At 53.8% G+C, this 22,485-nt stretch carries 18 protein-coding genes; 15 read left to right on the forward strand and 3 right to left on the reverse strand.

The annotated features are described in order from the left end of the window. Positions 1 to 53: 53 nt before the first annotated feature. A complete protein-coding gene (locus tag MKZ15_RS08200) occupies positions 54 to 1,271 on the reverse strand; it encodes an MFS transporter (RefSeq protein WP_155605009.1) in 1,218 nt (405 codons plus the stop codon). A gap of 258 nt (positions 1,272 to 1,529) precedes the next feature. Here MKZ15_RS08200 and hemE point away from each other — a divergent pair, with 258 nt between their 5' ends. The 9 genes from hemE to MKZ15_RS08245 all read left to right on the forward strand — a co-directional run bounded on the left by hemE (position 1,530) and on the right by MKZ15_RS08245 (position 12,657). Beyond that, entirely contained in the window at positions 1,530 to 2,591 is a 1,062-nt protein-coding gene (hemE, locus tag MKZ15_RS08205) for a uroporphyrinogen decarboxylase (protein ID WP_339821138.1), read from the forward strand. Between the two features lie 56 nt (positions 2,592 to 2,647). Beyond that, the gene (gene hemH / locus MKZ15_RS08210; protein WP_213621922.1) at positions 2,648 to 3,589 is read left to right on the forward strand and encodes a ferrochelatase; all 942 of its coding nucleotides are present in this window, start codon (positions 2,648 to 2,650) and stop codon (positions 3,587 to 3,589) included. A gap of 6 nt (positions 3,590 to 3,595) precedes the next feature. Beyond that, on the forward strand, positions 3,596 to 5,020 hold the full coding sequence (hemG, locus tag MKZ15_RS08215; RefSeq protein ID WP_155605011.1) for a protoporphyrinogen oxidase: 1,425 nt from the start codon (positions 3,596 to 3,598) through the stop codon (positions 5,018 to 5,020). A gap of 220 nt (positions 5,021 to 5,240) precedes the next feature. Next, the gene (locus MKZ15_RS08220) at positions 5,241 to 6,662 is read left to right on the forward strand and encodes a CapA family protein (protein ID WP_339821142.1); all 1,422 of its coding nucleotides are present in this window, start codon (positions 5,241 to 5,243) and stop codon (positions 6,660 to 6,662) included. A 36-nt stretch (positions 6,663 to 6,698) separates the two neighbouring features. Further along, positions 6,699 to 7,499: a glycerophosphodiester phosphodiesterase family protein gene (locus MKZ15_RS08225; RefSeq protein ID WP_339821143.1), complete on the forward strand. Its 801-nt coding sequence runs from the start codon at positions 6,699 to 6,701 to the stop codon at positions 7,497 to 7,499. Then, positions 7,480 to 8,121 carry a fumarylacetoacetate hydrolase family protein gene (locus tag MKZ15_RS08230; protein WP_339821145.1) on the forward strand — a complete coding sequence of 214 codons (642 nt, stop codon included), beginning with the start codon at positions 7,480 to 7,482 and terminating at the stop codon, positions 8,119 to 8,121. The genes MKZ15_RS08225 and MKZ15_RS08230 overlap by 20 nt, the downstream gene beginning before the upstream one ends. Beyond that, positions 8,118 to 8,951, forward strand: coding sequence for a DUF92 domain-containing protein (locus MKZ15_RS08235; protein ID WP_339821147.1), 834 nt, complete (start codon positions 8,118 to 8,120; stop codon positions 8,949 to 8,951). Before MKZ15_RS08230 ends, MKZ15_RS08235 begins: the two co-directional genes overlap by 4 nt. 15 nt (positions 8,952 to 8,966) lie before the next feature. Beyond that, a complete protein-coding gene (locus MKZ15_RS08240) occupies positions 8,967 to 10,937 on the forward strand; it encodes an ABC-F family ATP-binding cassette domain-containing protein (RefSeq protein ID WP_339821149.1) in 1,971 nt (656 codons plus the stop codon). Between the two features lie 391 nt (positions 10,938 to 11,328). Then, positions 11,329 to 12,657 carry an MATE family efflux transporter gene (locus MKZ15_RS08245; protein ID WP_339822355.1) on the forward strand — a complete coding sequence of 443 codons (1,329 nt, stop codon included), beginning with the start codon at positions 11,329 to 11,331 and terminating at the stop codon, positions 12,655 to 12,657. Between the two features lie 240 nt (positions 12,658 to 12,897). On the opposite strand, the gene MKZ15_RS08250 is transcribed toward MKZ15_RS08245, so the two are convergent. Both MKZ15_RS08250 and MKZ15_RS08255 read right to left on the reverse strand, forming a co-directional pair. After that, complete coding sequence (locus MKZ15_RS08250) at positions 12,898 to 17,109, reverse strand: acyl-CoA dehydratase activase-related protein (protein WP_339821151.1); 4,212 nt, start codon at positions 17,107 to 17,109, stop codon at positions 12,898 to 12,900. Beyond that, on the reverse strand, positions 17,087 to 17,560 hold the full coding sequence (locus MKZ15_RS08255; protein WP_339822357.1) for a MarR family winged helix-turn-helix transcriptional regulator: 474 nt from the start codon (positions 17,558 to 17,560) through the stop codon (positions 17,087 to 17,089). The genes MKZ15_RS08250 and MKZ15_RS08255 overlap by 23 nt, the downstream gene beginning before the upstream one ends. A 337-nt stretch (positions 17,561 to 17,897) precedes the next feature. On the opposite strand from MKZ15_RS08255, the gene MKZ15_RS08260 reads away from it, so the two are divergent. The 6 genes from MKZ15_RS08260 to MKZ15_RS08285 all read left to right on the forward strand — a co-directional run bounded on the left by MKZ15_RS08260 (position 17,898) and on the right by MKZ15_RS08285 (position 22,124). Then, positions 17,898 to 18,245 carry a DUF1048 domain-containing protein gene (locus MKZ15_RS08260; RefSeq protein ID WP_339821153.1) on the forward strand — a complete coding sequence of 116 codons (348 nt, stop codon included), beginning with the start codon at positions 17,898 to 17,900 and terminating at the stop codon, positions 18,243 to 18,245. Positions 18,246 to 18,255: 10 nt separating this feature from the next. After that, a complete protein-coding gene (locus MKZ15_RS08265) occupies positions 18,256 to 18,603 on the forward strand; it encodes a DUF1048 domain-containing protein (protein ID WP_155605019.1) in 348 nt (115 codons plus the stop codon). Between the two features lie 18 nt (positions 18,604 to 18,621). Next, complete coding sequence (locus tag MKZ15_RS08270; protein ID WP_213621914.1) at positions 18,622 to 18,942, forward strand: PadR family transcriptional regulator; 321 nt, start codon at positions 18,622 to 18,624, stop codon at positions 18,940 to 18,942. A gap of 142 nt (positions 18,943 to 19,084) precedes the next feature. Continuing rightward, positions 19,085 to 19,846 (forward strand): ATP-binding cassette domain-containing protein, encoded by a 762-nt coding sequence (locus MKZ15_RS08275; protein WP_213622108.1) that lies wholly within the window; start codon positions 19,085 to 19,087, stop codon positions 19,844 to 19,846. After that, positions 19,847 to 20,596: an ABC transporter permease gene (locus tag MKZ15_RS08280; protein ID WP_339821156.1), complete on the forward strand. Its 750-nt coding sequence runs from the start codon at positions 19,847 to 19,849 to the stop codon at positions 20,594 to 20,596. It begins immediately after the preceding gene. 199 nt (positions 20,597 to 20,795) lie between these two features. After that, positions 20,796 to 22,124 carry a helix-turn-helix transcriptional regulator gene (locus MKZ15_RS08285; protein WP_239483667.1) on the forward strand — a complete coding sequence of 443 codons (1,329 nt, stop codon included), beginning with the start codon at positions 20,796 to 20,798 and terminating at the stop codon, positions 22,122 to 22,124. The last annotated feature ends 361 nt before the right edge of the window (positions 22,125 to 22,485 follow it).

Below are 22,485 nucleotides of genomic sequence, written 5' to 3' on the forward strand. Positions count from 1 at the left end.
AGCGGTTCATTTTTCCGCGTACGAATGCTTGAAAATAACTGGAGGGATTCCTGCTACCTCGGCGCCGTCATTCGCGGCTTCGGTCTCGCATACAACTTCAGCCGGACCCACATCGTATTGATCAGCAGCAGTATGCCGGAGATGACGAACAGGCCTTCGATGCCGATATACCCGGCGAGGAACCCGCCGATCAGCGAGCCCATCATGTTGCCGAGAGCCAGTGTGCTGCTGTTAAAACCGAACGCCCGGCTCTCCATGCCATCCGGGGTGTAGTACCGGATCAGCGCATTGACGCTTGGCAACAGCCCCCCCATGAATACGCCCATCAAAAACCGAACGGCGATCAGCTGCCACACCGTTTGCACGAACGCTTGCGGGATCAGCGTGGCCGCCGCTCCAATGAGACAAAAGGTCAGGATGCGGTGAGCCCCCAGCTTATCGCTGACCTTGCCGAGAACCGGCGAGGTAATCATATTCGAAATCCCCGTCACGGCGCTGACAAAACCGGCCCAGAACGCCACGTCGGCGGTCTGTCCGTGCAGCTTCTCCACGTATAAAGGCAGCAGCGACATCGGGCTCAGCATCGCGAATTGCAGCAGGAACGTCACGGCGAACAACGCGGTCAGCTGAGGCGTTTTGTTCAGCTCCAGGAAGCCCTGCAGCACGGAAGGCTGTGGCGTATGCGACGCTTCCTCGCGGTCGAACTTCTCGCGCACGAACAGAAGCGCCAGCAAGGAGGCGATAAATAACAGCACCCCGGTAATGTAAAAAATCGGCCGAAACCCAATCCACTCCGCCATCAATCCGCCGATCAAGGGCCCCAGAATTGTACCGGCCACGGTGCCGGACTGAATCGTACCCATCGCGAAGCCCATTCGCTCCTTCGGCGCCGTGCCTGAGATCAGCGCCACGGAGGCCGGATTAAAGCCGGAGATGGTCCCGTTCAGCAATCGTAAGCCGAGCAGATGCCAAGGTTGCGTAGCGAAGCCCATCAACGTAATGACGATGGCCATGCCGAAGCCGGAGCGCAGCAACATGATCTTACGACCGTATTTGTCGGCAAGCTTTCCCCAGATGGGCTGAAAAATAAACGAAGTCGCGAAATTGGCGGCAAAAATCATCCCGGCCCACATTCCGATCGCATGCTCTCCCTGCACGTGCAAATCCCGCGCTAGATACAGCGAGAGAAACGGCGTGATCATCGTCATCCCGGCATTGACCAGAAATTGTCCGAACCAAAGCACAATGAGATTGACCTTCCAGGTGTTCAATGTGCTTTCACTTCCTTTCGCAGGGTCTAAGGATGCATCTCACTTCACAAAGTGATCCTAGTATATCACTATTGGAAATGCTTGGTCTGAGGCATTCTTCATGGCATCTTCATTCGATTGTCATAGGTTCGCCATGCGTTTGGCCGTTGTGATAGTTGTTACTTACTTTTAAGTAGGGCATAATGTACATTAGAATGTTTATAGTGTAGCTATGATTTTTCATCAAAATGGTTTCTACGAGTATTGGAGGCGTGCGGCTTGGTTTACAACGATCGTTTGATCCGGGCTCTGCGGAAGCAAGAGGTGGATCGTCTTCCGGTTTGGTACATGCGCCAGGCGGGCAGATATGATCCTGATTACCGGAAAATTAAAGAAAAGTACAGCTTATTAGAGATATGCCGACAGCCGGAGCTGGCGGCAGAAATCACCATGATGCCCGTCCGCAAGCTTGGTGTGGATGCGGCTATTTTGTATTCCGACATCATGAATCCGGTTGCTTCCCTTGGCGTGGAGTTTGATATTGTCAAAAATATCGGGCCGGTTATTGAACAGCCGATTCGGACGCTGGCGGATGTGGAGCGACTGAAGCCGATCGACGTCCATAAGGATTTATCGCATATTTTGGAGACGATAGCGATTCTGGATAAGGAGCTTGACGTTCCGCTCATTACTTTTGCCGGCGCGCCGTTTACAATCGCCAGCTATTTGATCGAAGGACGGCCGTCTAAGAGCTATATCCATACGAAAGCTTTGATGTACGGCGAACCGGAAACCTGGTTTAAGCTTATGGACAAGCTGGGCGATATGGTCATCGCTTATCTGCGAGCCCATGTAGAAAGCGGAGGTAAAGCGCTCCAATTGTTTGACAGTTGGGTGGGAGCACTTGCTCCAAATGATTTTCAGCGGTATGTACTCCCGACGATCACCCGTATTTTTACCGAACTTCGCGATTTGGATGTACCGAAAATTTATTTTCCCGGCGTAAGCTCAGGAGAGCTGCTTCCGACGTTGACCGATATCGCTGCCGACGCGGTAGGGCTCGATTGGCGCGTATCCATTGCGGAAGGTCGACGTCGGACGAATGGAAAGTTCGCAATGCAGGGCAACTTGGATCCCTACGTTTTGACCGCGCCGATGGAGGTCATTAAGCAGCAGGCTAAAAAAATTGTTGACGACGGCCTAGCGGCCCCGGGATTTGTGTTTAACTTGGGGCACGGCTTGTTTCCTGAGGCTTCCATCGACAAGTTGCGCGAGCTAACGGAATTCGTACATGCGTATTCCGCCGAAGCAATCCTGCATCAATCAACGCCGCGTGCGTAATGCTAAACCACATATATGAGTGCAACTCAATTATCGACTAGAGGTGAACTGGAATCGTGAAATCGAAAATCGGAGTGTTGGTGATGTCTTACGGCACGCCGCAAAGTCTGGACCAAGTCGAAGCGTATTATACGCATATCCGGCGTGGTCATCCCCCAACTGCGGAACAGCTCCAGGAGCTGGTCGGCCGATATGAGGCGATCGTAGGGGGAGTGTTTCCGCTGCGCGCCAATACGGACAAGCAAGTCGCCGCATTGCAGGAAACGCTGAACCGCATGGCCGCGGGCCAAGATACGGAGTTCGTTTGTTATCAAGGGCTTAAGCATGCCCATCCCTTTATAGAGGACGGCGTGGCGCAAATGGCGAAGGACGGCATCCGCGAAGCGGTTGGCATCGTGCTTGCACCGCATTATTCCGTCATGAGCATCGGCGGTTACGTCAAGCGGGCGGAGGCGAAGGCGCAAGAGCTAGGAGTTTCGATGCGCTTCGTGGAGAGCTATCATTTACATCCAAAGCTGATCGAGGCTTTTGCCGCTCGGGTGTCCGCCAAGCTCGACCAATTTGAGGAAGCCGGCGCACTGCGCGATCAGGTTCGAGTGCTGTTCAGCGCCCACAGCTTGCCGGAGAAGATCCTGCAAATGGGCGATCCCTACCGCGACCAATTGCTGGAGACGTCCCAGGCCGTGGCGGACAAAGTTGGCGTGACCAACTGGCAGTTCACCTGGCAAAGCGCGGGCCGTACGGCAGATCCGTGGCTGGGGCCGGATATTTTAGATACGTTAAAAGACTTGAGCGAAGAACAAGTGGAGGATGTGCTGGTCGCTCCCGTCGGGTTCGTATCGGACCATCTGGAAGTGCTGTACGATCTGGACATCGAAGCCAAAACGATCGCGAAAGAACTGGATATGCGACTGGAACGGATCGAATCGCTGAACACCGAACCTTTATACATGGAGGCGCTCGGCGACGTCATTATCAAATCTTGGGAAAAGAGATGAGAGGACATGCGTGATTCTTCACGTCAGGTTGTCATTATCGGCGGGGGGCTGACCGGGCTGTCCGCGGCCTTTTACGTTCGCAAGTTCTATTCGGAGAGGGGCTTAACCCCGCAAATTACGCTGCTGGAAAAAGGCAACACCCTTGGCGGTAAAATCGAAACGCTCGAGAAAGACCATTTCGTCATTGAGAAAGGTCCGGATTCTTTCCTGGCCCGCAAGACGGCCATGACCGATCTGGCGAAGGAGCTGGGACTGGAAGACGAGCTTGTCTCAATGAACCCGGACGCCAAGAAGACGTACATCGTCAGTGAAGGCAAGCTGCATCCAATGCCTTCGGGGCTGGTGTTAGGCATCCCGACGGAGCTTGGCCCCTTCCTGCGCAGCGGACTCGTCTCCTGGAGCGGCAAAGCCCGGGCGATGCTGGACCTGGTGATGCCGCCGCGGCAAAGCGAGGAGGACGAATCACTTGGTATGTTTATCGAACGCCGGCTGGGTTCCGAGGTGCTGCAGAACGTAACCGAGCCGCTGCTCGCGGGGATCTATGCGGGCGATACCTACAAGCTCAGCTTGCAATCGACCTTCCCGCAATTCGGAGAGGTGGAGCGGGCTTACGGAAGTTTGATCAAGGGTATGATGACCGGCAAGAAGCCGGTGGAAACGCACACAGGCACGAAGCGCAGTGCGTTCCTGACGTTCCGCAAAGGCTTGCAGACGTTGGTGAACGGACTGGTGTCATCGCTGTCGGATGTAGATTGCCGCTTGGAGACCGAAGCGGTGGAAATCCGCCGTACGGGACCGGAAGCGTACGAGGTTGTGCTTGCGTCAGGCGAAGGGCTGGCGGCAGACGATGTGATCGTCACCGTTCCAGCGTTTGCCGCTGCGGAGTTGCTCCGGCCACATGTCGATGTGACCGCGCTGGATGCGATCAACTACGTGTCCGTTGCTAACGTCGTTATGGCGTTTGATCGCAAGGATGTTACTGGCTTGTTCGATGGCTCGGGCTTCTTAGTACCGCGCAAGGAAGGCCTGAATATTACCGCCTGCACGTGGACCGGCATCAAGTGGCTGCATACGAGCCCGGACGACAAAATGCTGTTGCGCTGCTACGTTGGCCGTTCCGGCGATGAGGAGAAGGCATTTCTGCCCGAGGAGGAGCTAACGGAGCTCGTGCTTGGGGATCTGAAGCGGTTGATGAATATCACGGCCCGGCCGTTGTTCACGGAAATTACTCGGTTGCCGAAATCGATGCCGCAGTATCCGGTTGGACATCTGCAGCAGGTCGCGGAGTTAACCCGCCAACTGAAGGGATCGCTGCCTGGCGTCTATGCAACCGGGGCGGCGTTTTACGGCGTCGGCCTGCCTGACTGTATCAAGCAGGCGAAGGAGCTGGCGGAGCAGATGGCCGATCAATTGAAGGTCGCCCAGGCTTAAAGTGGAGCCGACTCAGTGACCCAACCCAACTTAGGACTTCTTGACCCCTTGCCCGCAAAATAGGTGAGGGGTTCTATTTATTTTCGGATACCTGATATAATAAAATCAAACGGTCAGCTTTTGATCACGAAGCGTATTCAGAGAGATGGATTCGGCGGTGCTCAAAACCTGACATCGAAGGTTCACTGAAAAGATAGATCGAAGTAAAAAGGAGTCCGTCATGTATCCACCGAGGTCGGAAAAAAACAAAAAGAAGCAGCAGGAAAAAAGGCGGCGTCAAAACCGGATCTGGCTCCTGCTTAACATGACTCTCATCACTTTAATTTTCGTGCTGGGAGCTTACTTTTATTTGGAAGAACGAACCGGGCAGGCTGTACCGGAGGCGGGAACGGGGCAGTTGCCCGGCGTTTCGGGTGAAAGTGTACCGGACGACGGCGATTCAAGTGCCGAGGAAACGCCAATTCCACAGTCGGAGGACGACGGTGCTGCACCAACGGGGACGGAGAAAGGGAACGGTACGGATCACTCCGAAGCGGGGGACACCACGCCCGGAGAAGGGGATGGAGATGCACCCGACGGAGGCGAGGTTGGCATAGCCAATCCGCCATCCGGCACTGGTTCGGGCAAGGAGAATGGCGGCGATGCGGAGCAGCTGCTGATTCATTTTGCGGGGGACACGATTTTTTCCGGGAAGGTTGAGGAGCGGCTGGAGAAAGCAGGATACGATTCTCCGTACAAATACGTGCGGGGGTTGTTCCAGAACGACGATTTAAGCGTATTGAATCTGGAGACGCCGGTGACTTCCGGCGGAAACCCGGCGGTTGATAAGACCTTTGTCTTCAAGTCGCCGCCGAAGGCGATTGGACCGATGGCCCAGGCCGGCGTGGACGCGGTCAATTTGGCGAACAACCATGTATTGGACCAAGGCGTGTCCGGTCTTCAGGATACGATGAAAGCCCTGCGGCAACACAACGTGTTGTATGTCGGCGCGGGCAAGAACAGCAAAGAAGCTTACGCCCCGGTCTATCTCGAACGCAAAGGCATCAAGATCGCCTTGTTCGGATTCAGCCGGGTAGTGCCGGAGCCGGGATGGGTTGCCGGAAAGAACAAACCGGGAGTCGCCTCGGCGTACGCGCCGGAAGCTGCAGTGAACGCCATTAAGGCGGCGCGCAAGAATGCCGATCTGGTGCTTGTCATGACCCATTGGGGCAAAGAGCGGACCAACAAGCTGGAAGAACATCAGCAGGGTTTGGCCCACGCGTTTATCGATGCCGGTGCTGACCTGGTCATTGGCGGCCATCCTCATGTAATGCAGGGGCTGGAGCAATACAAAGGCAAGTGGATTGCCTATAGCACGGGCAACTTTATTTTTACGAAATCGAAGGACCCGAAGACGTGGGAGACCGCGGTATTTGCGGCTTCCTGTACACGCAGCGGGGATTGTAAGCTCAAGCTGATCCCTTATCTTACCGAGTTGGGCCAGCCCGTGCCGATGAGCCCTCAAGACGGAAGCCAGTTACTGAAGGAGATCCAGAGCTTCTCGCCGGGAGTGCGGATTTCTGAGGATGGCGAAGTGAGCACTTCCCGGATCGGCAGGACGAAAGAGCCCGGATTAACGCTGCTGGCGGATCATCGCGCGTAAGGAAAGGATCGTTTCCGTTAGGAGGGAGGCGAGAGATTGCGTAACCCATGTGTCGCCCATCGTGGCTTCTCCGGGATCGCCCCGGAGAACACGATGGCCGCGGTCCAACTGGCTATGGAGCAGAAGGATGTCCGTTGGATCGAAGTTGATGTACAATGTTCAAAGGACGGCGTGCCTTTGTTGATTCATGATTTTACCTTAAACCGTACGACAAACGGTCGGGGGCCGGTCAAGGACAAGACGTGGGCGGAGCTGCAGGCGCTGGATGCCGGCAGTTGGAAAGCTAAGGCTTACCGTGGGGAACGTTTGCCTAGCCTGGATGAGTTTCTGGACACGATCGCCGGACGGCTGCGCGCCAATCTGGAAATCAAGACGGAAGGGAATAGGTACCCCGGCTTGGAGGAAAAGGTGATCTCCGCCGTCAAGCGTCGGCATATGGAACACGAGGTCGTGCTGACTTCGTTTGAGCCGCGGATCCTGGCGAAAATCAAGGAGATTGGCCGCGGCATCCGCACGGGTCTGATTATTGACCGGCAGCCGAAGGATTTGCTGCTGCGGCTGAAGCTGTTGCATTGTTCTTTTTTATCGATACATTATCGCGCATTAACCGCAGAGCTAGCCGAGAAAGCATTCAAGCACGGCATCGACGTGATGGCATGGACGATGGACGATGTGAGGTCTCTGCGGAAAACGGCGGCGCTGCACCCCGACATTCTGCTTTGCACAAACCGGCCGGATGTATGGCGTGAGGCGATCGGTAGCGGGAAAACGAATCATGCGATTGTGAAACCACAATCCCCAGGAGGAGAAGATGACGATGAACAAATTGATCGCTAATGTGTATTGTGTTGGGCGGAATTATCGGGCACATGCCGAGGAGCTCGGCAACGAGGTGCCAACTGAGCCGATGATCTTCCTGAAACCGTCGCATGCGGTGACGACGATGGACGGCCGGGGCCTTGATCTTCCGGCGGACCGCGGTTCGGTGCATTATGAAGCCGAGTTAGTGCTGCGTATCGCCCGTGATTATAAGCCGGGGATAACGGTCGACGAATTGGTGGACGTGATCGCGTTTGGAATCGACTTCACGCTTCGCGACGTGCAGAACATCGTCAAAGACAAGGGCAATCCGTGGACACCGGCCAAAGGTTTCCTCCAGTCGGCGCCAATCACGCCTTATCTTGCCTTCCCTGGCGCGGCGGAAACGGCAAACGAAGATTTTGTGCTGCGCAAGAACGGAGAGGTTGTGCAACGCGGCAACATCAGTCGGATGATCTTCCCGCTGCAGCAAATCGTCGATTATATCGCCGAGCATTACGGTCTGGGCGAAGGGGATTTGATTTTTACCGGAACGCCTGAAGGGGTGGGCCCGGTTGTTCAAGGAGATAAGCTGGAGTTGTCCTATGGCTCCCAGGTGCTGGGAAGCTGCACGGTAGCTTCCGGCCCGGCGGCAAAATGAATTTCGATTGGATCATTGGGGCGCTTGGCGCCCTAATCGTGTCTGGAGCGGCTTACAAGAAGAAATCGTTATCCCTCTCCGGCACGTTGGCCGCATTCGTCATGGGGACCGTATATTACGGGGCCGGCAATTTGTTCTGGTTTGGTATTTTGCTGTTGTTTTTCGTCAGCTCTTCGGCTTTCTCGCATTTTCGCGGGGACCGTAAGGCCGAGCTGGAGAAATCCTATGCCAAAAGCGGACGTCGGGACGCCGGCCAGGTGTTGGCGAACGGCGGTCTGGGCATGTTGGCCTGTCTCGGCAACCTGTTCTGGCCAGATCCGGCGTGGGCGTATTTTTTCGTCGGGACGATGGCCGCGGTGACCGCGGATACATGGGCGACGGAATGGGGCGGGCTCAGCAAACGCGAGCCGCGTTCCATCTTAAACGGCCGCCGGGTTCCTCCGGGAACGTCGGGCGGGGTGACGCTGCTGGGGAGTACCGCAGCGCTGGCCGGTGCGGCGTGCATCGGCGGCGCCGCTTGGCTGCTCCGACTGTGGACCGGAGACGATGCGTATAACGAAGTTGTTCCCGCGCTGTTCGCGCTGGTGAAATGGGGGTTGATCGGCGGGGTTTCCGGATTGGTTGGGGCTTTCGCCGATTCCTGGCTAGGCGCGACCATCCAGGACATGCAGCGCTGTACCGTGTGCGGCAAAGAGGTCGAGGTGGCGGTACATTGTGACCAAGCTACCGTCCATTTGCGGGGTTACCGTTGGATGGATAATGATATGGTGAATTTACTCAGTTCTCTGGCAGCCGGGTTCGTGGCGTGGGGAATCGGGATGATAGGATAAAGTAGGGGTTAGCGAATGAACATACTGACGGTGGAACATCTGACGAAAACCTATGGGGAGAAAGTGCTATTTCAGGACGCTTCCTTCGGCATGGATGAAAACGATAAAATCGGCGTGATCGGCGTCAACGGAACAGGGAAATCTACGTTTCTGAAGGTGATTGCCGGCATGGAACAAGCCGATTCCGGCAAGGTTGCGATCAATCGGGACGTCCGGGTGACGTTTCTGGCGCAAAATCCGGAGTTTGCCCCGGACATTTCCGTGCTGCGCGGCGTCTTCCAGGGCGGCGGGTCCGAGCTGCAGGTCGTGTCGGCTTATATGGAGGCCGAGGAAGCATTGGAACGAGAGCCGGGAGATGCCGGACGTCAAGCGGAGTTGGCGCGTCTGTCCCAGGAGATGGACCGACTGCAAACGTGGACCCTGGTCAGCGAGGCCAAGAGCGTTCTGTCCAAGCTAGGCATCACCGACTTCGCCCAGAATATGGGCAGCTTGTCCGGGGGCCAACGCAAGCGCGTGGCGTTGGCTTCAGCGTTAATCCTTCCCTCTGAGCTGCTGATCATGGACGAGCCCACCAACCATATCGACAATGATTCCGTCGCCTGGTTGGAGACTTATTTGCAGAAACGGCGCGGGGCGCTGCTGCTTATTACGCATGACCGTTATTTTCTGGATCGCGTCTGCAACGTCATGCTGGAGCTGGATCACGGCCGGCTGTTCCGTTATGAGGCGAATTACAGCCGTTTCCTGGAGCTGAAGAGCGAACGCGAGGAGCGTGAAGCCGCGTCCGAACAGAAGCGGCAAAATCTGCTGCGGACCGAGCTCGCCTGGATCCGCCGCGGAGCCAAAGCCCGCTCGACGAAGCAAAAAGCGCGGATCGAAAGGTTCGAGCAACTGCAGTCGGCGAAGACGGAATATAAGAACGACAATCTCGAAATCTCGGTTGCCTCCACGCGGCTGGGCCGCAAAATCCTGGAAATCGATGGGCTGCGCAAGTCGATCGAAGGCCGGGTGTTGATCGGGGAGCTGACGTATACGGCGGTGCCGGGGGACCGCGTCGGCATCGTGGGACCTAACGGCAGCGGGAAATCGACGCTGCTGAACATGATTGCCGGACGGATTGAGCCGGATCGCGGCGAAATCGTGCTTGGGCAGACGGTGAAGCTGGGTTATTTTACCCAGGAACATCAGGAAATGGACAGCCAGCAGCGAGTAATCGAATATATCAAGGATGAGGCGGAGGTTGTCACGACGGCGGACGGCTCACGGATTACCGCGGCGCAAATGCTGGAGCGGTTCCTGTTCTCGCCGGACATGCAGTGGACGCCGATCGGTAAACTGTCGGGGGGAGAGAAGCGGCGGTTATATCTGCTGCGCGTGCTGATGGGCTCTCCAAACGTGTTGCTGCTGGACGAACCGACGAACGACCTCGACATCCAGACGCTGACGGTACTGGAAGCGTATTTGGATGAATTCCCCGGCGCGGTGTTTGTCGTCTCCCATGACCGCTATTTCCTCGACCGGACCGTAGACAAGATCATGGCGTTTGAGGGAGGCGGAGTGGTCGCCGTGCACGTGGGCGACTACAGCGAATATGAGGAGCGGTTGCAGGCGGGTGGCGTCGGGAGAGGGAATGTAAGTGGACAAACCGCCTCGGATTCCCGGAAACAAGGCAACGACCGGACTGACCAGAGCGACGGCGGAGCCCAAACTCCATCCGGCAGCCGGGATCCGGGTCGCGGAGAGAAGCTGAAGTTCAGCTATAACGAGCAGCGCGAATACGAAACGATCGATGCCACCATCGAAGCGACCGAACAGCGCCTTGCGGCGATTTCCGAGGGAATGGAGTCCGCCGCGAGCGACGCCGTCCGTCTGCAGGAGCTAATGCAGCAGCAGCAGGAAGCGGAAGCCGAGCTGGAACGCCTGATGGAGCGCTGGACGTATCTGAACGAGCTGGCGGAGAAGATCGAAGCCCAGCGGAACTTGTGAAGCACGGCTGAGGTGAGGATGAGTCCGAGGCCTGATTTTTTCAGCCGCAGCCTGAATGCACCAAATACAACCGCTGGTCGGATGAAATGTTGTAATTTCTACAACATTTGGGCGAGTTGATGGGCTTTTAAGCTAATTATGTTGCACGACATGCAGCATTTTTGCCCTGCAACGGCCGGCACCCTCCAAAATGTTGCACAAAATGCAACTTTTTGGGGTGTAGCGCTCCAATCTATGAATTTATGATATAATCGAGACCTGCAAACTCTTCGCCTGGCGAAGAGTCTTTCTTTTGCATAAATTTGATGAAAAAGAAGTTGATATCGTGGTAATCGCAGCTAGGAAAGCATCAACTCATCGCTTTTTGGATCGGCATTTCTCCGGTCAATCGATGGATTACCGGCAAATTATCGCACTCATTATTCCGATCTTGATCGACCAGGCGTTTATCATTGGCTTGAACCTGGTTAACACTGCAATGATCAGTTCCTCCGGCGTAGCGGCGGTGAGCGCAGTGAATATGGTCGATTCCCTGAATATTTTCCTGATCAACGTATTTGTGGCTGTGGCGACTGGGGGGACCGTCGTGGTCGCACAGTACAAGGGCAGCCGAAATGACGCGATGGTGTCCAAGGCTTCTTCCGGTTCCGTGTCCTCGGTTCTGCTGTTAGCGCTCGCCATTAGTTTGCTAATCATCGCATTGCACTCGCCCACCTTAAACCTGTTGTTCGGTTCGGCGGAGGCCGATGTCTTTCAGAACGCCAAATCGTATCTGATCGGCAGCAGTCTGTCGTTTTGCGGGATTGCGATCGTCGAAGCGGTATGCGGGGTGCTGCGGGGGATCGGGAAGTCGCGAGCCTCCTTGATGCTGTCGCTGATCATGAACCTAACCTATGTGGCGCTGAACTTTGTCCTCATCAACTTGGCGGATATGGGCATCATGGGGATGAACATCTCAGTGAATGTCTCCCGATACTTAGCCGCGGCCTGCGCCATTTATTATCTAGTCAAGATGGACGAATCGCTGAGGGTACGTTTGCGGGACATGCTTCAGGTCAACTGGACGATGCTCAAAAAAATCCTCTCCATCGGCATGCCGTTTGCCGCGGAGCAAATGTTCTTTAACGGCGGCAAAATTCTGACGCAGATCTTTATCGTCAGCCTGGGCACTTACGCCATTGCCGCCAACGCGATTAGCGCATCGCTGGCGATGGTGATTCAAATCCCGGCTAACGCGCTGTCGATCGCCATCGTGACCGTGGTGGGACAGTGCATCGGTCGCCGGGAGATCGAGGACGCCCGGAAGCTGACGCGCTCATTCCTGTGGCTCTCCTCCGCAACCTTCGTCATCATGGGACTCCTCATTCTCCCGTTGTACCATCCGCTGGTATCGCTGTTTCACCCGCCGGCAGAGATCGTGGATGAGATCTTCACGATTGTGCTGATCAATACGATCGCGCAAATTCCGTTGTGGGCGATCAGCTTCATCACGCCTTCGGCGCTGCGGGCCGCCGGGGATGCGAAATATACGTCGGTCGTCTCGATGCTGTCGATGTGGCTGTTCCGCGTCGTGCTTGGCTATATTCTGGGCGTGGTGCTACCGTTTGGCGTCGTTGGCGTCTGGCTGGCGATGGACATCGAATGGGGAATCCGCGGTCTCATCTTCCTGCGCCGCTTCCGCGGAACGAAGTGGTACCGGCATCGGCTGGTAGAGGACTAACTTGTATTCGATTTTTCGCATACAAATTTCCAATTGCGTCGGGAGATTCGGATTTTATTCGATTTTTCATATAGAAACTGGCACTTGCTCTCTCGGGAGCCTAAATCTGTTCGGAATTTCATATATATGTCGTCAAAAATACCCCAATCGGCGATTTCTATTCGATTTATCGCATAAAAAACCTTTAAGCCTCACACCGGCCCACCTGGGCAGGTCTTGGCTTAAAGGTTTTTTACTTGCTTAGCACAACACGCCGCTGGCTATCGACATCATCAGCTTGATACGGTTGATCTGATTCACCTCGCTGGCGCCGGCGTCGTAATCGATCGCCGCGATATTGGCGTCCGGATATAGCTCCTTCAGCCCTTTGATCATTCCGCGGCCGGTGATGTGGTTCGGTAAGCAGGCGAACGGCTGGATGCAAACGATGTTGTTCACGCCGTGATCGAGCAACTCCATCATTTCCGCCGTAAGGAACCAGCCTTCGCCCATTTGGTTGCCGACCGACAGCAGGCGTCCGGCTTTCTCCGCCAGCGTGTAGATGCTCTCCGGAGGGGTGAGGCAACGGCTGGATTCCAGCGCCTGCTTCACCGGTTTTCGGTACATTTCGATATATCGGATCACTATCGGGTTCAGGAAACCCAACATTTTGCTCTTCCCTAAGTGATCCGCCTTATAAATCGGGTTGTATAAGCAATAGAACATGAAGTCGAGAAAATCGGGCACTACCGCTTCGCCGCCTTCGGCTTCGATCACCTCTACGATCCGGTTATTGGCATCGGGATGGAATTTGATCAGAATTTCACCGACGATACCAACCTGTGGTTTGGTAGCCCCCGTTTGCGGAAGAGCTTCGAACTCCGCAACCATACTTCGGATATTCCCCTTGTATTCCTGAGAAGAGAACTCCCGCAGGGAATGCTTGCATAGTACCATCCATTTGCGGAACAACAGCTCGGTATCGCCAGAGTTGCGCTCGTATGGCCGGAAGCGGTACAAGAGCCGCATCAGCAAATCGCCGTAGCAGGCTGCCGCAATTAACCGGTTGATCAGCTTTAAATTAAGCTTGAAGCCCGGCTGGCTTTCGATCCCCGTCGCGTTTAACGAAATAACCGGGATTTGCGACATTCCCGCTTCCTTCAGCGCCTTGCGCAGCAAAGCGATATAGTTCGTCGCCCGGCAACCACCCCCGGTTTGGGTCAGAATGACGGCCGTTCGTTCCGGATCGTAGTCGCCGCCGCGCAGCGCCGCCATGATTTGCCCAATCGTCATGATCGCTGGATAGCAGGCGTCGTTGTTTACGAACTTCAGGCCTTCCTCCGTCGAATGCTTGCTGGCCTTCTCCAGCACCTTCAGCCGGTAACCGGCCCCGCGGAATACCGTTTCGAACAGCTCGAAATGGATCGGCGAGAGCTGCGGGGCAAGAATCGTGTATCCGCTTTTCATTTCTTTGGTAAAAGAGGCCGGCGAAACCGGTACGGACACCGTCCGGGCGGTATTCTGCGACGGTTCCCGTTCCTTCATCGCCGCGAGCAGCGAGCGCAGCCGGATCCGTGCCGCCCCTAGGTTGCTGATCTCATCCATCTTAATCAGGGTGAACGTCTTATGGTGACGCTCCAAGATCTCCTGAATCGTATCCGCGGTAATCGCATCGATCCCGCAGCCAAACGAAGTGAGCTGCACCAGCTCCAGGTCGGCCCGACCGCTAACGAAATAAGCCGCGCGGTACATCCGCCCATGGTACGTCCATTGATTGACGACGGGTAGGGGATGCTTGACGCTGCCCAGATGGCACACCGCATCCTCCGTCAACACCGCCAACCCCATCCCGGCAATCAGATCGGCGATACCGTGATTGATCTCGGGATCGCTGTGGTACGGGTGGCCGCAGAGCACGACGCCTTTGGCTCCCGTCTCCTCCAGCAGCTTCAGCGTCGCTTCGCCTTGAGCGCGGATATCGCCGCGAGCCCGCTCTGCTTCTTGCAGCCCCGCGTCAACCGCCGCCTCCAGTTCCTCTGTCGGAATGCGAGGAAACGTGGTTTGCAGTGTTTTTTTCAAAGCCGGCACATGATCGATGTTCAGGAATGGACTTATCAACGGAATGCCTTGCTCCCTCAACCGGTCCATATTGGTCCGGATGACCTCGGGATACGAGGCGACGACCGGACAGTTGAAATGATTGTCGGCCGAGGCGTCTTCCTTCTTCTCATAAATGACCGCAGGATAGAAGATGAAGTCGACTTTGCTGCGAATGAGGCTTTCAATATGGCCGTGCACCAGCTTAGCAGGATAACAGACGGACTCCGACGGAATGGTCTCCATGCCGGTTTCGTACAGTTTTTTCGAGGACTTCGGCGAGAGAACAACCCTGTACCCCAGCTGCGTAAAAAACGTGTGCCAAAACGGGTAGTTTTCGAACAGATTCAGCACCCGCGGTAAGCCGACTGTCCCTCGCGTGGCCTGCTCCGGAGGGAGCGAGGCGTAGCTGAACATCCGCTCGTATTTGGATTCGACGAGATTGGGAAGACCGGTCTTCGACGTCTTCTGCGTCGCGCCGCGTTCGCAGCGGTTGCCGCTGACATGGAAGCTCTTGTCGGGAAACCGATTGATCGTCATGGCACAATAGTTACTGCATAACGAGCAGCGGGCATGCGAGACCTCATAGGTGAACGAATGCAGCTCTTCGCAAGGCAGCAGGCTGCTGCAACCTACTCCGTCATATTGCTCGCGAGCTAGCAGCGCGCAACCATAAGCGCCCATGATGCCGGCGATATCGGGGCGAACGGCTTCCCTGCCCGTAAGTAGTTCAAAGGCGCGCAGCACGGCATCATTGTAGAAGGTTCCGCCCTGCACGACGATGCGCCGTCCGAGCTCCTCAGGATTGCGGATTTTGATTACTTTTTGCAGTGCGTTCTTTACGACAGAATAAGCCAGGCCAGCCGAAAGGTCGGGCAGGGACGCACCTTCCTTCTGCACCTGCTTAACCTTGGAGTTCATGAACACCGTGCACCGCGAGCCGAGATCCACCGGATGGACCGACTTCAGGGCGGCGGAGGCAAACTCTTCGATACCCAGCCCAAGCGCCCCGGCAAAACTCTCGAGAAAAGAACCGCAGCCCGCCGAGCAGGCTTCATTTAGCAGTAGGCTATCGATTGTACCTCCGCGGATTTTGATACATTTCATATCCTGGCCGCCGATATCGAGAATGAAGTCGACATCCGGCATAAAGCGGGCCGCCGCTTTATAGTGGGCCACCGTCTCGACCTCGCCGGCATCCACGCGGAACGCGGCCTTCATCAAGCTTTCGCCGTAACCCGTAACACAGGCGCGAGCAATATACGCATTCTCCGGCAACCGGGCATACATCTCTTGCAGCGCTTCCGCTAGGGAAGCTAGCGGGTTGCCTTTATTGCCACGATAAAACGTATGTAGAATTTGGTCTTTAGCGCCGGTCAATACCAGCTTGGTCGTGGTCGATCCGGCATCGATGCCGAGAAAGCAGGGACCGCTATAGCTTGCCAAGTCCGCCTGGGATGCGCTTGCCGCATCGTGCCGCTTCCGGAAGTCGGTGTACTCCTGTTCGTCCGCGAACAGGGGGGCAAGCCGGTTCTCGCCGTCAGGAGCAATCGTCCATTCGGCATTCTCCATGCGCTCCAGCCAATCGCTGAGCAGGAGAGATGAAGGGCCGGAGCTTTGGAATGCGGCTCCGATCGCCACGAAATATTGGGCATCGTCCGGGAACACGACATCTTCCGGCGCGAGCTGAAGAGTTTCAATGAAACGCTTCCGCAATTGCGGCAGGAACGTGAGCGGCCCGCCGAGAAAAGCCACCTTGCCTCGGATCGGGCGCCCGCAGGCTAGCCCGCTGATCGTCTGCGTGACGATGCTCTGAAAGATTGAGGCGGAGATATCCTCGCGACGCGCTCCTTCGTTCAGGAGCGGCTGGACGTCCGTTTTGGCGAACACCCCGCAGCGGGAGGCGATCGGGTAGATCGTTTCGCAGCGGGCAGCCCATTCGTCCAGCCCCGCCGGATCGGTCTCCAGCAGCGCGGCCATTTGGTCGATAAACGCGCCGGTTCCGCCAGCGCAGGCGTTGTTCATGCGCTGTTCAATGCCGCCACGCAAATAGATGATCTTGGCGTCCTCGCCGCCGAGCTCGATCGCAGTATCCGTTTCCGGTGCCAACCGTTGAATCGCCTTCGTGCAGGCGACAACCTCCTGCAGAAACGGAATGCCGGTCAACTCCGCCAGCTTTAGCCCGGACGAGCCGCTGATGCAAAGGCTGGCCTCCGCGTTAGGAAAGCGCTCCATGACTTCCCGCCATAATGCCGGTACTGCGTTGCGGATATCCGAATAATGGCGGACATACGCCCGGTGCACGATGCGCCCTTCGCGCAATGCTACGATTTTTGCCGTGGTGGATCCGATATCAAGTCCGATCTGCAGCAACATGATGTTCCTCCGTCTCCGTAATTCCTACGGCAAATTTATCCCGAATCGTCAGCAAAGACTGCAAAAACACCTGCAGTTGTTGCTCAGGAAAATCGCCGAGGATCGTTTGAAAGAGATGGTTACGCTTGGTTATCATCTCTTCAAGGACCAAGCGGCCGTTCGCCGTCAAATCGATCCAGCAGATGCGTTTATCCACGGTATCCCGAACCCGGTCCAGCAATCCTTCCTTGACCATTTTATTAATGGCGATCGTATTGGCACTGGACGATAAACCAACCTGCTCGGCGATTTGGGTTACCGTCGATTTACCGTTCCGGTAAACCGCGAGTAAGATAAAAAACTTGCTAGGCAATATCTGCTCCCCATCGTTAAAAAACAACCGACCCATACTGTGGGCGATATCCAATGTCGTCTCGCAGATTCCGATGCACATTTCCTGATGCTCCTTCATCACGATTCCTACCCTCCCCAGACAAAAAACTTTTACCGTAAAGCTTTATATTCAAACCATATCACCGGGTGGGAACCCCCGAATATTAAAAATGTAATAAGGACAAGGAAATTCGGGGTACGCTAGCCGCGAAAAGTTTATTTGAGAAATCCAGTTGACACCCCTGCTACTCGGTGTTACAATGTACCTGTAATAAGCAATACTGAATAGCGGGAGTGAGGTACTCAGAAAGCTATTCGGTTCCTTTTTCCCAGGTACTAAGTTATACAGAATATTAGTCAGACAGAATAGTGGGCTTTCATTGCCCCGAACTTTCGAGATAAAGGAGAAGAGCGTCATGAATTTTTGGGACAAAATTACGGGCAACGACATGACAAGGGAATTTAAAGGGTTTGAGGCGCGTGCCCACAAGCTGCCGCCCGATTATCAAGCGGCATGGGAGGAGATTAAATCAAATCTCTGGCAGCACTCCGATTTCACCGGTCGCAACCTTATGCCCATTTTGGATGGAGCGCTTAGCTGGCTTGAAGAAACAGCGGCGGACGGTCAACGTGTTCAAGAGGTGCTGGGCGACGATATCCAAGGCTTCTGTTCCGCGCTGGCCGGTGAAGAAGGGGCTAAGTCGCTTCGTGACAAGTGGCGCGAGCAGCTCAACAGAAATGTCGCCAAAAAATTAGGGAAGTAGGAGGGATAACATGAATATTCAACAAATACTCCAAGGCAAAAAAGAATGGCGGGCTCACGTCGCACGGGTTAAAGCACTTCCGCAGGATTATCAAATCGTCTATAACGAGATTCAGAAATATCTGTTTAAGGTGGGTCCAACTGAACTCATGGATGGGATCGACTTACTCTCGGGGATTGTGGATCTCTTTGAAGAGGGAGCAAGCTTGGGGAGAGGGGTCCTGGAAGTGACAGGCCGCGACGTTGCGGCTTTTAGCGACGAACTCATCAAAGACTCCAAAACTTACGCCGACGTCTATCAAGAATCTGTAAACCAAAAAGTCAATCAAGCCGTGAACAAGTCTATCCATAAAAAATGAAGTAAAAGGGTGCAGATCATGGACAATTTAACGGAAATGCTAAAAGGTTCGCTGGAAGGCTGCGTGCTGGAAATCATCAGCCGTCGTGAAACCTATGGGTACGAGATTACCCGCCGCTTGAACGAGCTGGGGTTCGCCGAAGTCGTGGAGGGGACGGTATACACCATCCTCGTACGACTGGAGAAGAAGAACCTAGTGAACATCGAGAAGAAACCGTCGGATATGGGACCGCCCCGGAAATTTTATACCCTGAATGAGGCAGGCCGCCAAGAGCTTGAAATGTTTTGGGAGAAGTGGGATTTTGTCTCGTCCAAAATCAACGCCTTGAAGTCGAATTAATGTCACCCCATCGATGTTCACGACTGAATAGCCGGTAACTTAGGTGAATCGCCACCTTGCTATTCAGTTTTATTTTCACCAGGTAGTAAGTAATACGGGTTACCAGTCACACTAAATACTAACGTATAGGAGGAGAACAAGGATGAGGAATGCAGCGATTTCTGTCAAAGGACTTAGAAAATCTTTTCAAGACAAGGAGGTGTTAAAAGGGGTGGACTTTGAGGTGCAGCGGGGTGAAATATTCGCCTTGCTGGGCTCCAATGGAGCGGGGAAGACGACAACCGTTAACATCCTATCGACGCTGATGAAGGCGGATGACGGTGAAGCGACGGTCAGTGGCTTCGACGTGAAGCGCCAGCCGGATTCGGTTCGCCAAACCATTAGCCTGACGGGGCAATTCGCCGCTTTAGACGGGATGCTTACCGGTCGGGAGAACCTGGTGATGATCGCTAAGCTGCGCGGAGTCCCGAAGCCGGCACAAGTTGCCGACAGTCTGCTTGCCAGATTCAGCCTAAACGATGCCGCTAACCTCCGGGCGGATAAATACTCCGGGGGAATGAAACGCAGGCTGGATATTGCCATGAGCTTGATCGGTACGCCGGCCGTTATTTTTCTTGACGAACCGACGACAGGGCTTGACCCCGAAGCTCGGATTGAGGTATGGAATACCGTCAAGGAGCTCGCCGGGAGCGGTACAACCATCTTGCTGACGACCCAATACCTAGAAGAAGCCGAACAATTGGCGGATCGAATCGCCATCCTGCATGGGGGTAAGGTCATTACGACCGGAACGCTCACAGAGCTCAAAGAGATGTTCCCCCCGGCGAAAGTAGAATATATCGAGAAGCAGCCGAGCTTGGAGGAAATCTTCCTCGCGATCATCGGCAAGAAGGAGGAGAAATAAATGAAGAACAAAACAGGGGTATTGCTCGGTCGATTAATGCGCAACATCCTGCGCAGCCCGGATACGATCATCACGGTCGCGATCACGCCGATTATGATGATGCTGTTGTTTGCTTATGTTTTTGGCGGAGCCATTGATTCAGGTACGAACAACTATGTGAATTATTTGTTGCCGGGAATCCTGTTGATGGCGATCGCTTCCGGCGTTGCTTACACTTCCTTAAGATTGTTTAATGATATCAAAAGCGGGCTGATGTCGCGTTTCATCACCATGCCGATCAAGCGTTCATCGGTGCTGTGGGCTCATGTGTTGACCTCGCTCTTTTCCAATGCGTTAACTCTCGTGGTGGTGTTCCTTGTCGCACTCTTGATGGGCTTCCGTTCGGGCGCTCCGCTCCTGGATTGGCTTGCGGTAGTTGGGATTCTTGGCCTGTTCACGCTGGCGCTGACCTGGTTGTCGATTATTCCCGGATTAACCGCGAAGTCGATGGAAGGAGCGACAGCCTACTCGTACCCGCTGATTTTCCTTCCATTTATCAGCTCGGCTTTTGTTCCTACCGAAACCATGCCTAAAGTTATCCGTGCATTCGCCGAGAACCAGCCCGTCACCTCCATCGTGAATGCCGTTCGTACCCTTCTCTACGGAGGTACGGTGGGGAACGAGATTTGGATCGCGCTTGGCTGGTGCTGCGGAATCATGTTCCTCGCGTACATCTTTGCAAGCAGAGCATTTAAACGCAAGTTAGGGTAAGCAAGCAAGCCCTTGCCCCCTCCTCAAACGGAGAGGGCAAGGGCTTCTATATTTCATCAGCTTTAGAATGTTAATTGACCGCAGTATGAAAAGAAGATATATTAACTTTATACATATAATTCCAGACCTCGTGTATCAAAGGAATGTGTGGTGATAACGAATGAGTACATCGACGATCCTGGAGGAAGTTCATTCCTTTATGAAAGACAATGAATTGAATCTGAGTCAATTCTCGATGAGGTTAAATATTAACGTGGGAACGCTGAGTTATTTGCTGAACGGGAACCGAACCTTAACCATGGATCACTTGGACCGGATTTCGGAGATCATGGGCGTACCCATAGGACATTATTACGAGAATTACATTCATGATTATCTTCAGGAGAGGAATCCCGACTGGCGGAGAGTGGGCCCTTTCCTACGCAAATGCGCCGAACTGGACAAGCTGGATTGTATACGAAGAACGATTAGCTTACTTATGGATAATTTGATGTACTCCACCTCGTTATTTGAACTGGCGGAGGAGTTTTATGAGAAAGGGCTGTACGCTGCCGCAGAAATCCTGTATGAGAATGTGGCGATGAGCGAAACCAGGCAATATTCCGAGCGGCTCGCGGTATGCCAGTATCGCCTGTTCAAGATCCGAATCGGAACGGATCAGGCCCATAACCTCAAAATCGCCTATCAGTTCGAACCTTATGTGGATCGGTTGGATGAAGTTCTGCAGCTGGATGCGCTCAAGGATTTGGCTAACTTATTCCGTTCACTTCGTAATTGGGATCGGCTTGAGGTTTTAGCTCTCGAGATGGAACGTAAGGCGCGCCTCCTCTATTTCAGTACCAGACGCTCGGAAAAAGAATTTCACGAAATGCAACGTCGCCTTAGCAGACCGATGTTTGTATACATTGTTTATGCCAAATTATTGTGTGCAGAAGTATATGAGGGTAGAGAAGACTATGCTAAAGCTTTGGAATACACTTATCAATATGCCGATTTAAGTTGGGTACAGGAAGAGGACGAGGATACTCTATATTGGTTAAGGTTATTTCAAAAATGGTCGAGTGCCAATATCTATGTCAATCGACTCATGAGCGGTGAAATTGAATATCTTTCCGATTACGTATCATTTATGATAGAAAATCCTGATGAAGTAATATCGTCGATTTCAAACGTTATGTCTGCAGCTAACCGACACCATATTGATGTAGATCATATATTACTTCAATTTAATTCGGAGATCGAAGCATACATAAACCGTAAACAAACTAACGACTTGTATAAAGACCAGGTTCTACTTGATAAGTACAATCAATTTCTGTACGATCTGACTTATTACTATCTACACCAAAATGATTTCACATTGGGGTTTAATTATTTGATGCAAGGACTTGAGAATTCAGTTAAAATGAATAATAAGGAAACACTTCTTGATTTTATGATATTATTAGAACATCATAGGCAGTTTGCTACAATAGATATATGTGAGAAGTATAAGAATATCGTATGTGAGGTGAAAAGGAGTTTATGAAATCTAAAGTCGTTGTTGTTTTAGCGGTTCTTTTTTCTTTAATCTTTACTACTCCCGGTACGATTAATGTTGATCAACCAATTTTCACTGCCTTTGGTCAAAATGGTGGCGCATAAAAATCTACATAAGAGGACATAAGTGAAAACGCCTATTCGTTTAATTATAACGAATAGGCGTTTTTTTCAAGATATCAGGAAGTATATAATTTGGGGGCTTTTCACGATTATCCCCTTTGATCAGATATTACCGAGAAATAGAGAAGAGCCCACCTTACTCCGGTCCCCTGTCCCCCCTGAATAAAAGGGATAATCGCGCAAAGGCAGCATAAGAGGGACATCAAGGATACCTACCGAGGACACCG

Origin of the sequence: Paenibacillus sp. FSL R7-0216, assembly GCF_037969915.1 — a bacterium.
GTDB lineage: Bacteria > Bacillota > Bacilli > Paenibacillales > Paenibacillaceae > Fontibacillus > Fontibacillus rhizolycopersici.

What these genes read in the sequence shown, in the direction of transcription:
- MKZ15_RS08250 (WP_339821151.1), bottom strand. Translation starts at nt 17,109, where the DNA reads ATGTTGCTGCAGATCGGACTTGATATCGGATCCACCACGGCAAAAATC.
- MKZ15_RS08240 (WP_339821149.1), top strand. Translation starts at nt 8,967, where the DNA reads ATGAACATACTGACGGTGGAACATCTGACGAAAACCTATGGGGAGAAA.
- hemG (WP_155605011.1), top strand. Translation starts at nt 3,596, where the DNA reads ATGCGTGATTCTTCACGTCAGGTTGTCATTATCGGCGGGGGGCTGACC.
- MKZ15_RS08260 (WP_339821153.1), top strand. Translation starts at nt 17,898, where the DNA reads ATGAATTTTTGGGACAAAATTACGGGCAACGACATGACAAGGGAATTT.
- MKZ15_RS08285 (WP_239483667.1), top strand. Translation starts at nt 20,796, where the DNA reads ATGAAAGACAATGAATTGAATCTGAGTCAATTCTCGATGAGGTTAAAT.
- MKZ15_RS08220 (WP_339821142.1), top strand. Translation starts at nt 5,241, where the DNA reads ATGTATCCACCGAGGTCGGAAAAAAACAAAAAGAAGCAGCAGGAAAAA.
- MKZ15_RS08230 (WP_339821145.1), top strand. Translation starts at nt 7,480, where the DNA reads ATGAACAAATTGATCGCTAATGTGTATTGTGTTGGGCGGAATTATCGG.
- MKZ15_RS08280 (WP_339821156.1), top strand. Translation starts at nt 19,847, where the DNA reads ATGAAGAACAAAACAGGGGTATTGCTCGGTCGATTAATGCGCAACATC.
- MKZ15_RS08245 (WP_339822355.1), top strand. Translation starts at nt 11,329, where the DNA reads ATGGATTACCGGCAAATTATCGCACTCATTATTCCGATCTTGATCGAC.
- MKZ15_RS08255 (WP_339822357.1), bottom strand. Translation starts at nt 17,560, where the DNA reads ATGAAGGAGCATCAGGAAATGTGCATCGGAATCTGCGAGACGACATTG.
- MKZ15_RS08265 (WP_155605019.1), top strand. Translation starts at nt 18,256, where the DNA reads ATGAATATTCAACAAATACTCCAAGGCAAAAAAGAATGGCGGGCTCAC.
- MKZ15_RS08275 (WP_213622108.1), top strand. Translation starts at nt 19,085, where the DNA reads ATGAGGAATGCAGCGATTTCTGTCAAAGGACTTAGAAAATCTTTTCAA.
- MKZ15_RS08270 (WP_213621914.1), top strand. Translation starts at nt 18,622, where the DNA reads ATGGACAATTTAACGGAAATGCTAAAAGGTTCGCTGGAAGGCTGCGTG.
- MKZ15_RS08235 (WP_339821147.1), top strand. Translation starts at nt 8,118, where the DNA reads ATGAATTTCGATTGGATCATTGGGGCGCTTGGCGCCCTAATCGTGTCT.